Origin of the sequence: Okeania sp. SIO2C9, from assembly GCF_010672455.1 — a bacterium.
Classification (GTDB): Bacteria; Cyanobacteriota; Cyanobacteriia; order Cyanobacteriales; family Microcoleaceae; genus Okeania.
Map to the genome: position 1 here is coordinate 101,967 of NZ_JAAHGO010000001.1, position 11,528 is coordinate 113,494.

An 11,528-nucleotide genomic window follows, 5' to 3' on the forward strand; every position below is an offset into this window, starting at 1 on the left:
TACGAGCCTGATTATATTTACCGAAAAATTGGGGTATGGGGTAGGCACTTCGCCCTTGTAGAGCGGCCTTTAATTTTAGCATGCAAGTGAATTGAATATATGTTAAAGTTTTATTAGTTGCCGAGGGGCACGCCTCCTCCGGAGGAGCTGCGCTAACGGAAACTCGTGCGCGGACGTGGAGGGAAGCTTCAAGAATGCGGGAATTTAGAATGCGCGAATTTAGAATTACCGAATAATTAATTATTAATTATTAATAATTAAATAATTCACGCCTTGAAGCCTCCCCTTGGATAGGGGAAAAAAAAGAAATAATATCTCCTGATATTCAATTCAGTAACGGTTTTAACCAGAGGTAATTATCAATTATCCATTATCAATTAATGAACTCTCCTTGAAAAGAAGAGGATTGGGTTAAAAGGAATTTTTTTTCTTCTCTTGGTCGATTGGATATGGCGAGGAAACCTCGCCATCCTTCGACCGCTTTTTTCTCCATGAATGGAGAGGCTTTATACCTTAATTTTTCGGTAACCCACCCCTCTTGCTCCCGGGAGGGGAGCAAGAGGGGTGGGTGCAGCACCCTGTGTTAGCGGCAGCTATGCGAAGCAAAGCGTCAACCCGCCGAGGAGCTACGGCTCAGTAGGAATCCCCGTGCCTAACAGTCGGGGAGGATGTCAACTAACATAATATAACTCCTAATTCCTGACTCCTGTACGGGGGAACGGCCGTTTCCCCGTCCTCCTAAACCTTCCGGACTTACGCACGGACACTAAATCGAGTGATATCAAATCCGTTGGCTTCGGAGTAATATAATTCTGTTGATCGTCATACAATGTGTAAGGGCGCAATTCGGCAGCTTTGCGGAACGCAAATGGCCATTCGCCCCTACAGTTCTTTCAATACTGAATAACACCGATGCTACCGGATTTGATATGAGGGCGAATGCCATTGGGGGCAAATGCCATTGGGGGCAAATGCCATTGAGGGCGAATGCCATTGAGGGCGAATGCCATTGAGGGCGAATGCCATTGAGGGCGAATGCCATTGAGGGCGAATGCCATTGAGGGCGAATGCCATTGAGGGCGAATGCCATTCTTATAGCAATGTGCTCTGGCATATTTACACGTTATTTTTTGTAAACCTTTTCCCTTGCAGCACTTTGAGCTACTAAGTTGTAAATACCTGAGCGCTCATTGCTATAATCATTTTCTCCACTGCTTCCGCAGTTGCAGGAGCTAATAACACCCCATTCCGATAGTGACCCGTTGCCAATAACACATTTTTAAACCCCTCCAAATAACCAACAGCAGGAGCTGCTTGACCTTCCGGACGCGGCCGCAAACCAGACCATTTTCTTAACACCGTTGCATCTGCCAAACTCGGGCAAAAACTAATAGCTCTTTCCATCACCGTATCCAACCTACTAGAGTCCGCTACCACCTCACCCGCATCATCAGGAAATTCTACCGTTGATCCCACCCAATATTCATTTTCCCCCACTGGTACAATATTCACATCATCCCCAATTATCACTGGCTGAAAATCTAAACTTCCTAGAGGCGATCGCCCTTGCAAATGTAGAGCTTGACCTAACACTGGCACAAGAGTAAATTTATGGTCAAGATTTGATTTACGCTTCAGTTGTAGAGACCTTAACTTAGCATCTTTTATTCCTTGCAAACATGGCAACGACCCCAACCCCGCAGCCACAACGAACCAGTCTATATCTGCCAAAACAGGAGCTTTTTTAGTTGGATCTAGACTTTTTGTCCGTATTTGCTGACAACGATATTCATTATTTGGTAGCGCTATAGTATTATATTCCGCAACTGTTACTCCAAAATGAAAATTCACCCCATTTTTTTGGGCAGCTTCCACTAAAGCTAAGGTAAGCTCAACCGGGTTAATTTGTAAATCTTGAGGAGAATAAATAGCTGCTGTAACTTCAGATGTCTCGATCTGAGGAGAGCGATCGCGCAATTGAGCAATATCCCACATTTCCAATGGTAAACCATCTGCTTGCCGAATATCTACTAATCTTTTCCATCTATCTAAGTTATCCCCAGGCAAACACAACCACAAAATACCATCACGGTTATGAGAAATAGGGCGATTTATTTTTGCTTCTAACTCAGGAATTAAATTATGATAGCTCTGAACACTCATGCGCCTCATTTTCCAAGGTCTACCTTTAACTTTTTGGCTAATTACCCCCATCAACACCCCCAAAGCAGCGCCAGTAGAAGCTTGGGCAGGTGCTTGTTTGTCCAAGACCGTAATTTTTAACCCTTCAATTTTACTTAGTTGATAGGCGATCGATGCCCCAATAATTCCACATCCAATAATTACGATATGAGTCATGTTAGTGTTGCTGAATTAGTGTATTTACTTAGGAGTCAGGAGTCAGGAGTCAGGAGTCAGGAGGGAAGAAAGAGGAATAGAAGGAGAAAGTTTTTTGATTGCGCTCTTCTCTTGACATGATATCATACCTCAAATCACCAACGCCAAAAATTTATAATTTATAATTGAAAAAGAAAGAAGGAAGAAGTGAATAGGTAAAGTAGAAATTAAGATGGGGTACGCAGTGCACACCCCATCAAGTCATATTGAAATTTATCGTCGCTACACTTCTGGTTGGGTGTAGGGTTTTAACTAGCTATTAGCTTTTAGCACTTCCGTACCGGAATGCTCGGCAAACAGCGCTTCAGCTTTTAGGGGCGAATGGCCATTCGCCCCTACTTGGGTTTAAATCCCCGGTTTCTATAAACCGGAAGGTTTAGGAGAGGTTGAAATCTCCTTCTAAACATTTATTGCTGAGTGCTGAGTGCTGAGTGCTGATCGCTTATTTAATTACTTTTCGGTATCAAACCGAAGAAAGTGTCAAAATCTGCTATTGCTTTTTTATACTCATTAGTCGCTTGCAGTTTGTCACCTGCTGCTGCTGCAACATCAATTTCCTCTAAATCCTGAAATACTTCCTTTGCTGCATCCAATACAGGTGTTTTATCCTTTGGCAATAACAAACTTTGGGTCAAATAGTTAGTCTTGCTCCGCAAGTCTCCTAAAGGCCCATGAATAAATGTATCTACATTTACCCAATCACCTTTTTGAATTAGGGTGTTTAGTTCATCCATGCGATCGCGCAAAGCCACAATTCCCGTTGTGTACTGTTCAATTTTTTGTAATTGAGCATCTGAGTAGGTTGGCGGTGGAGCAGGGGAGCCACAGCTTGCCAAAAACGCTACTAACAGCGCCATCATCCATGCTACTATCGAGCGTTTATTTAACATCATCCTCTTTGAATTTATCTACTAAATTGAATATTCCATCTTAGATTGACATACTCCCGGCGTCCGTGCTTGAGCGACAACGCGGGATTCTTCAACCCGCAAAGGAGTTGCAGTTTATACAGAGGTGATGTCCTCCCCCTGTCTCCCTCAGTATACCATGTTCTGGCTCTCCCATACGGTGCTGAATCAAATATTACAGCGCGGGACTTCCCGCCAGGAAAGTTAAAAATGGAAATGACCATTTTGGCAAGGGGAGTATATGTACTTATTTGTTTTGCCTAATACTTCTAAACTGTTTTTCTACTACAGTGACTAAAGTCTCTCGTGGGAAAAAACGGGAAGTATTAACAATTACCTGATTTAAAAAGCCTCCTGTCACAGCATTAGACTGATTTTTTTCTAAAGCTTGAAGAGCATCTTTGACTACTTCTTCTGTAGGGGTCAATTTTGACATTGAAGATCCACCTGCAGATTTAGGAAATTCTGCTCTTTGGAAAAATTCTGATTCTGTCGGTCCAGGGCAAAGTGCTAATATCTTCACCCCTGAATCTTGATTTTCTGCCCACAATGCCTCACTAAAACTCAAAACAAATGCCTTTGTTGCACCATAAACTGACATATAAGGCAAGGGTTGAAAACCACCAATTGAGGAAACATTAATAATTGCCCCGGACTTATTTTGTTGCATTCCAGGTAAAAATAAATATGTTAATTCTACTAAAGCAGTAATATTTAATTGAATCATATTAACCTGCTTTTCTAGAGGTCTCTCGGTAAAATTTCCATAGTCACCAAAACCAGCATTATTTATTAATAAATCTATAGTTAATCCTTTCTGAAAAACTATCTCAAATATAGAATTTGTTGCTGCTGGTGCTGTTAAATCTTGGACTATTACATCAGCCTGAATTTGATATTGACTTTGTAATTCATTTGCTAATTTTTGTAGTTTCTCCTCTGAACGAGCTACCAATACTAAGTTCGTTTTTCTACTTGCTAATTCTTTGGCGAAAATTTCACCTATTCCAGAAGAAGCACCTGTAATTAATGCAGTTTTCATTTTATTCCATTTGAGATTAGTTATGTAAAGTAAAGTTATAAAATTACATTACATAATTAATGATAGTATAAAGGAATATAAAATTTATTAAATATATACTAAATATTGAAATTTCAAGCAGTTTTGATAGATTAATAAAATAAATACCGGAGATTATATTATGACTTTTCGTATTCTATGCTTGGATGGTGGCGGTATTAGAGGTGTCATGCCAGCCCGTATTCTCGAGAAAATTGAGGAACAATTAGGTGGCCGTTTAAAAGACCACTTCGATCTAATTGCTGGTACTTCAACAGGGTCTATATTGGCTGTAGGAATTGCATTAGGGAAAAGCCCCAAAGAATTATATAATCTATATTTCGAGAAAGGTTTACAAATATTTCCCTATCAAAAGCTCTTTTCACCCAAACGATTGCCATTAATTTTTAAATATGGTCTTTCTGCCCCCAAATTTTCAGATGAAGGCTTAATTTCTGTACTTAAAGAGCAATTTGGAGAAGCCACATTTGCTGACCTTACCCCGAAATCCGATCAAGGTAAACCTCCGCTCAAAGTTTTAGTTCCTAGTTACGATACTATAGCTCGCAACCCAATTATGTTTAAGAGTTGGTTTCACCACCGATGGTATGCTCAAGTTCCAGTTTGGGAGATTTGTGTCTCTTCTGCTTCAGCTCCTACTTATTTTCCTGCTCATCGAATCGAAAAGAATGGGCAGGTTTACTCTTTAATTGATGGAGGGGTTTGTGCTAATAATCCTGTTTCCTGTGCTGTGGCAGAGGCTATCAGAATATTACGAGAGTCTCCAAATCAATCTTTGGGAAGCGTAATAGATCAAATTCAAGTAATATCTATTGGTACTGGAGATCCTGCATCTCCAATTCCCTGGGAAGAAGTACGAGCATGGGGACTTGTCCAATGGGGTTTGCGAATTGCAGATGTATTCATGGATGCACCACCTGATGTGCATAGATATGTTGCCGAACAAATTATAGGTGTGGGTAAAAATGACGAGGAACCACGCTATATTCGTCTACAGTTACCTCTCAAAGACCCATTACTGGCAATGGATGATGCGAGGGAGACAAATTTACAAGCACTTTTGAAGGAAACAGATCGTTATCTCGATCAGGAAAAAGAGAGGTTAGAAAAATTCTTAGCTAACTGGTAGCTATTGTCACTAAGGGATAGTGAGGGAGTGGGAGAGTAGGGGAGTGGGGGAGTAGGGGAGTGGGGGAGTGGGGGAGAAGTAAACATAAGAATCAGGAACTACACAAATTCACCTTGAAAAGCCATATGTAGGGGCGAATGCCATTCGCCCTCACCGATTATCTGACGATCGACACAATTACAGCGCTTCCCGTTTTTATTAGGTACATCCACGCGGGCAAGATGCCCGCACTACATGATTTTCACCATTTATCCTGTACATCATTTGCCCGAAATATGCTGTATATTACTCCGAAGCCAGCGGATTTGATATAACCAACTCCTACGCGATGAATTATTCCACACCGGGAAGCTAAAGTTCTTTCTTCCTCAAAAATAACATTAGTTCATCTGTAATATCTCCAGACCAATGTTCTTGAGGATAATGTGCAGCTTCTGCTAATTTAACTAACTTTCCATTTTCACAAATATTAACTAAATTTTCAGCTTGACTAACATCTAACCAAGGGTCTTTAGTTCCCCAAACAATTAATGTAGGTTGTTGCCACCCTTTAAAGCCAGATTCAATTTCTGTCATTGACTTTTTTAAGTCTAAATTTTGCACAATTGCTGATACGGATCTACCAGCAGCAGAACTTTTTAGATAAGGACTACGATAGACATCTAAATCTTCATCAGCGACTGTTAAACAACTACCTTTTTCTAAAGTTCTATCAACAAATAGAGGGTCTTGAACTAGCATATCACCAACAAAAGGTATGCCTAATTGTTTCATTTGCCAAGGTAATTTTGCTGTAGGAGAAAGTGGTGTATTTAAAATAGTTAAACGCTCAATTTTTTCTTGATTTCGCAAAGCATATTGTAAACCAACAGAACCTAAAAATCCTTGAATAACTAGATAAAATCGTTCAAGTTGTAGAGCATTAATTAGTTCTGCTAAAGCCTGAATAAAAGCTTCTGGTTTGTAAGAAAAATCTCGTTTATCTAATTTAGGGGATAAACCACAACCTATCCAGTCTGGAGCGATCGCTCGATAACCTGCTTCAGCTAATTCGGGCATCATTGCAGTCCAAATATGACTTTGAGCAGGAAATCCATGTAACAGTAAAACTGGTAATTTATCTGTTTCGCCATCGGGTTTAGCTTCCCGATAAAACCATTCTAGAGAACCGACTTGTATATTTTTTTTCTCAATTGACACTTGTTTTGATAAATTTTTTGACTAGATTAACTTGGGGATTATATCATTATTATCGGCGGATGACATGGCTCGCCAAGGATTGAAATCCTTGACTAATAGTTTAAGTCATCTTAAAGATGACTCTTGAGGAGTAAGCCATCTTTCTCACCTTTATTATATTTTGATTAATCAGTGCAACAAAGCCTATAATACCATTTCTCAAAAGTCTTGCTACATCTCATTAAAATTAGGAAGTATGGATTAGAAAGCCGAGTAAAAAGAGATAATATATCTTGGTTTAATGCCGATAATAGTCACAAACATTATTCAACCATTATTATTACTTAATAGCTGAAGTTCCATGGGAAGTATCGCATTATTTTTGGGAATTGGTATAAAATATTCAATCTTGTTTGGAAATACTACTTACAATTCGGTAAGGCATAAAGCAGGATTTGAGATGATAGTATTGTCAGGCAATAATAATTAAAGCGCGATTTACCAAATCATTCATTAATCTAATAACTTTTTTTCTGTTTTTTACAGTTTTTTGGTAATTCTAATTTTTCCAGGAAATCATTGATTTCAGCATCTAGCCATCTTTTTTCTCTTTGACTTAAAAGGGAATAGGCAAGTATAATACCTTTTTTAAATTTGGCAGTTTCTTCTACTTTACCTACTATTTTACGATTAAATACCCAACATCTCCAGTCAATTAAAAACTCATCTTTATTGATTTTAATCTGAGTTTTATAGTTCAATTGAAATAATAAAAAAAAGATGCCAAAAGTTAAAAAAACACCAAAAAGTGGTGAATATAATGAAGATGAAACATTATACACAAAGGTTATTGATAATAATATAACAAGCAAAGTTTTTTCATTTTCACCAACTTCTAGATCCTTTAAAGGTGGAATATTAATAATTAAACTTGTAGATGTTTTTTCCAGAGTAACTAGACTTTTCACTTTATTTTTATGAGCATATTTAGTCAGAGATTCAGAAGAATAAATCATTTCTGACTTATTACAAAGTACATCCAAAGCTGCTGTTGCCGACTGAAATCTATCTTCCCACATAGGTTCTAATATTACATCTAACCAATTCATAAATTCTGGTGAAATTTTCACACAAGAACTAATATCTATTTTCATTCTTTTTTGAGGTAATTCATCTGGGGAACGATGAGTCAATAAATACAATAAAGTTGCCCCCAAACTATATAAATCTGATGCACAATAAGCTTTTCCTTGTAACTGTTCTGGTGGCATATATCCAATAGTTCCGACAAAGGTTCCACTAAAAGATATTGTATTTCGATAAATATCTTTAACTGCTCCAAAATCTACTAAAAATAATTGACCATCAGGTTGTAAAATGATATTTTCTGGTTTAATATCCCGGTGAATTATTGGCGGATTTAATTGATGTAAATAAATGAGAATTTTTAAGATTTGAATCGCAATATTTTTAACTTGTATTTCTGTAGGATGCCAACCTTTTTTCACCCAATTTGCTAAGGAATTTCCCCGCACTAATTCACGAATTAAATAAAAGTATCTATCTTGCTCTGTATCAATATAAAAATAATTCAAATATTTAGGAATTTGAGGATGATGCAAATTGGCAATAACTTTAGCCTCCCTCTCAAAAAGTTCTAATATTTTCCAGTCTTTTGTTTGTTGTAAAGAAACAGCTTTCAGTGCTACTCGCCGATAATTTTTTAGGTCTTCTGCTTCATAAGTAATTCCCATTCCTCCTTTTCCCAAAGTACTGACAATGCGATATCGTTGAGCAATAATATCATTAGGTTGGTGTAGGGTCATTTCAGTTATCAATTAATAGTTACAGTACTTAGGCAAAGGCACTATTTATAGAGTATAATCACTATTGGACAATAGTTTTGAGGGCTATATATAGCGTATCTGCGTAAGTGCTAAGTTATTAGTTATTAGTTATCAGTTATTAGTTATCAGTATCTCCTGGAATGGAGGCTTGAAATAAGGAGTTCCATTTTCTCTTGGTCTCATAGAGATTGCGAGGTTTCCTTGCCATCTCTCGACTTCTTGTGTACTGTTCCCTAATCCAATAATTTTCATTGTAGTTTTTTGAGGCTTTCTTGAGCCTTTAATTGTTCTAGAAAATCTTTAATTTCAGCAAATAACCATTTTTGTTCTTGTTGACTCAAAATATAGCCAAATCGATATTCTTTTCTGGGTTTCAATAAATAAAATGTTATATTTGTTGCTAGTTCACTATTTGGGTTACTAATAAATAAATTAAGTAAATTTTGGTCTAAATGAACTTTCTTTATATGTTTTGTTTGAGCTGTAATTGTACGACTAAAAAACCAAAAGTTCCAGTTAATAAAAAACTTGTTTTTAGCTATTTTAATATAATTTCCAAAGCCTAACTTCAATAAAGGTGAGTAAACCAAATTACCTATTAATAACCCAATCATAGCTCCAATTATATCGGTATTGTAATTGAATGATGGTGACAAAAGTAAGTTAAACACAAATAAGTTAATAAGACAAAATGCAACAGCCATACAACACAATAAAATTTTTCCCGATTTTGAAGAAGCCACAGATGGAATATTAATAATTAAGCTACTAGATGTTTTTTTCAGAGTTACTTCACTTCCTTCAGGTTTTTGGTGAGTAGATTTAACCACAGAATAATCATCATAAATATAAATATTTTCTGACTTATTACTAAGTACATTCAAAGCTGCTGTTGCCGACTGAAATCTATCTTCCCATATAGGTTCTAATATTACATCTAACCAATTCATAAATTCTGGTGAAATTTTCACACAAGAGCGAAAATCTATTTTCATTCTTTTTTGAGGTAATTCATCTGGGGAACGATGAGTTAATAAATATAATAAAGTTGCACCTAAACTATATAAATCTGAGGCATAATAAGCTTGTCCTCGTAATTGTTCTGGTGGCATATATCCAATAGTTCCTACAAAGGTTCCACTCAAAGACATTGTCTGACGATAAATATCTTTAACTGCCCCAAAATCTACTAAAAATACTTGGCAATCAGGTTGTAAAATAATATTTTCTGGTTTAATATCCCGGTGAATTATTGGCGGATTTAATTGATGTAAATAACTGAGAATGTTCAAAATTTGAATCGCAATATTTTTAACTTGTATTTCTGTCGGATGCCAACCTTTTTTCACCCCATTTGCCAAGGAATTTCCCCGCACTAATTCACGAATTAAATAAAAGCATCTATCTTGCTCTGTATCAATATAAAAATAATTCAAATATTTGGGAATTTGAGGATGATGCAAATTGGCAATAACTTTAGCTTCCCTCTCAAAAAGTTCTAATATTTTCCAGTCTTTTGCTTGTTGAAAAGAAACAGTTTTCAGTGCTACTCGCTGATAATTTATCAGGTCTTCTGCTTCATAAGTAATTCCCATTCCTCCCTGTCCCAAAGTAGTGACAATACGATATCGTTGAGCAATAATATCATTAGGTTGGTGTAGAGTCATTTTCACTATCCTGTAAAAAAATATTTATTCTATTTCACTCCTGACTAACTCAGGTTCATCCAATATTTTCCTGATTTTTAGACATTTTTATCGGGTTTTAATTGTTTGATAAAATCTATAATTTCAGCAATTACTCACTCTTTTTCTATTCTATTCAGAGAATAGCCAAACATATGTTTATTATCCAAAAATGTAGATGTTTTTTTTCAACCTTTCAATAAAAACGTGATAACTTCTCTTGCACTATTGTAAAAATATTGTTCAATGTAAACTCGCATTATATCTTCTGTTTGAGCTGTAATTGTACGACTAAATACCCAATAACTTCAATTAATAAAAAACTGATTTTGATGTATTTTTACATGAGTGATATGGTAGAAATAAAAGAATGTATAGCAGATAAAAGGAGTCACTATTAATGAAGTAAATAGCCACATAATTATAGGGTTTATTAGGAGGTATGACACAGACGCATACCAGTATAAATAACTAAAAAATAATAGAAAAGGCATAAATATAAATAAAGCTATCTCCGGTTTTTCTCCTAACGGAGACGGAATATCAATAATTAAACTTGTAGATGTTTTTTTCAGAGTTACTTTACTGCCTTCAGGTTTTTGGTGAGAGTATTTAACTGAAGAGGAAGCAGAATAAATAATTTCTGAATTATTACTAAGTACATTCAAAGCTGCTGTTGCCGACTGAAATCTATCTTCCCATATAGGTTCTAATATTACATCTAACCAATTCATAAATTCTGGTGAAATTTTCACACAAGAGCGAAAATCTATTTTCATTCTTTTTTGAGGTAATTCATCTGGGGAACGATGAGTTAATAAATATAATAAAGTTGCACCTAAACTATATAAATCTGAGGCATAATAAGCTTGTCCTCGTAATTGTTCTGGTGGCATATATCCAATAGTTCCTACAAAGGTTCCACTCAAAGACATTGTCTGACGATAAATATCTTTAACTGCCCCAAAATCTACTAAAAATACTTGGCAATCAGGTTGTAAAATAATATTTTCTGGTTTAATATCCCGGTGAATTATTGGCGGATTTAATTGATGTAAATAACTGAGAATGTTCAAAATTTGAATCGCAATATTTTTAACTTGTATTTCTGTCGGATGCCAACCTTTTTTCACCCCATTTGCCAAGGAATTTCCCCGCACTAATTCACGAATTAAATAAAAGCATCTATCTTGCTCTGTATCAATATAAAAATAATTCAAATATTTGGGAATTTGAGGATGATGCAAATTGGCAATAACTTTAGCTTCCCTCTCAAAAAGTTCTAATATTTTCCAGTCTTTT

At 36.3% G+C, this 11,528-nt stretch carries 9 protein-coding genes; 1 reads left to right on the forward strand and 8 read right to left on the reverse strand.

All coding sequences use genetic code 11. The annotated features are described in order from the left end of the window. Positions 1-893 precede the first annotated feature (893 nt). The 4 genes from F6K23_RS00405 to F6K23_RS00420 all read right to left on the reverse strand — a co-directional run bounded on the left by F6K23_RS00405 (position 894) and on the right by F6K23_RS00420 (position 4,347). Positions 894-1,058, reverse strand: a complete 165-nt coding sequence (locus tag F6K23_RS00405; protein WP_293149451.1) for a hypothetical protein — start codon at positions 1,056-1,058, stop codon at positions 894-896. 106 nt (positions 1,059-1,164) lie between these two features. After that, the gene (locus F6K23_RS00410; protein WP_293149453.1) at positions 1,165-2,358 is read right to left on the reverse strand and encodes an FAD-binding oxidoreductase; all 1,194 of its coding nucleotides are present in this window, start codon (positions 2,356-2,358) and stop codon (positions 1,165-1,167) included. A 485-nt stretch (positions 2,359-2,843) separates the two neighbouring features. After that, on the reverse strand, positions 2,844-3,290 hold the full coding sequence (psbQ, locus tag F6K23_RS00415; protein ID WP_293149455.1) for a photosystem II protein PsbQ: 447 nt from the start codon (positions 3,288-3,290) through the stop codon (positions 2,844-2,846). Between the two features lie 262 nt (positions 3,291-3,552). Beyond that, on the reverse strand, positions 3,553-4,347 hold the full coding sequence (locus F6K23_RS00420; protein WP_293149457.1) for an SDR family oxidoreductase: 795 nt from the start codon (positions 4,345-4,347) through the stop codon (positions 3,553-3,555). A gap of 160 nt (positions 4,348-4,507) precedes the next feature. On the opposite strand from F6K23_RS00420, the gene F6K23_RS00425 reads away from it, so the two are divergent. Then, positions 4,508-5,515, forward strand: a complete 1,008-nt coding sequence (locus F6K23_RS00425) for a CBASS cGAMP-activated phospholipase (protein WP_293149459.1) — start codon at positions 4,508-4,510, stop codon at positions 5,513-5,515. A 351-nt stretch (positions 5,516-5,866) separates the two neighbouring features. Here the strand turns inward: F6K23_RS00425 and F6K23_RS00430 are convergent, their stop codons facing one another. From F6K23_RS00430 to F6K23_RS00445, 4 genes are all read right to left on the reverse strand, one after another. Then, on the reverse strand, positions 5,867-6,715 hold the full coding sequence (locus F6K23_RS00430) for an alpha/beta fold hydrolase (RefSeq protein ID WP_293149461.1): 849 nt from the start codon (positions 6,713-6,715) through the stop codon (positions 5,867-5,869). Between the two features lie 497 nt (positions 6,716-7,212). Beyond that, positions 7,213-8,520 carry a serine/threonine-protein kinase gene (locus F6K23_RS00435; protein ID WP_293149463.1) on the reverse strand — a complete coding sequence of 436 codons (1,308 nt, stop codon included), beginning with the start codon at positions 8,518-8,520 and terminating at the stop codon, positions 7,213-7,215. A gap of 269 nt (positions 8,521-8,789) precedes the next feature. Further along, a complete protein-coding gene (locus tag F6K23_RS00440; RefSeq protein WP_293149465.1) occupies positions 8,790-10,208 on the reverse strand; it encodes a serine/threonine-protein kinase in 1,419 nt (472 codons plus the stop codon). Positions 10,209-10,534: 326 nt separating this feature from the next. Continuing rightward, the coding region (locus tag F6K23_RS00445; protein WP_293149467.1) for a serine/threonine-protein kinase at positions 10,535-11,528 on the reverse strand (994 nt) is incomplete at its 5' end.

What these genes read in the sequence shown, in the direction of transcription:
- F6K23_RS00410 (WP_293149453.1), bottom strand. Translation starts at nt 2,358, where the DNA reads ATGACTCATATCGTAATTATTGGATGTGGAATTATTGGGGCATCGATC.
- F6K23_RS00435 (WP_293149463.1), bottom strand. Translation starts at nt 8,520, where the DNA reads ATGACCCTACACCAACCTAATGATATTATTGCTCAACGATATCGCATT.
- psbQ (WP_293149455.1), bottom strand. Translation starts at nt 3,290, where the DNA reads ATGATGTTAAATAAACGCTCGATAGTAGCATGGATGATGGCGCTGTTA.
- F6K23_RS00405 (WP_293149451.1), bottom strand. Translation starts at nt 1,058, where the DNA reads ATGGCATTCGCCCTCAATGGCATTCGCCCTCAATGGCATTCGCCCTCA.
- F6K23_RS00440 (WP_293149465.1), bottom strand. Translation starts at nt 10,208, where the DNA reads ATGACTCTACACCAACCTAATGATATTATTGCTCAACGATATCGTATT.
- F6K23_RS00425 (WP_293149459.1), top strand. Translation starts at nt 4,508, where the DNA reads ATGACTTTTCGTATTCTATGCTTGGATGGTGGCGGTATTAGAGGTGTC.
- F6K23_RS00420 (WP_293149457.1), bottom strand. Translation starts at nt 4,347, where the DNA reads ATGAAAACTGCATTAATTACAGGTGCTTCTTCTGGAATAGGTGAAATT.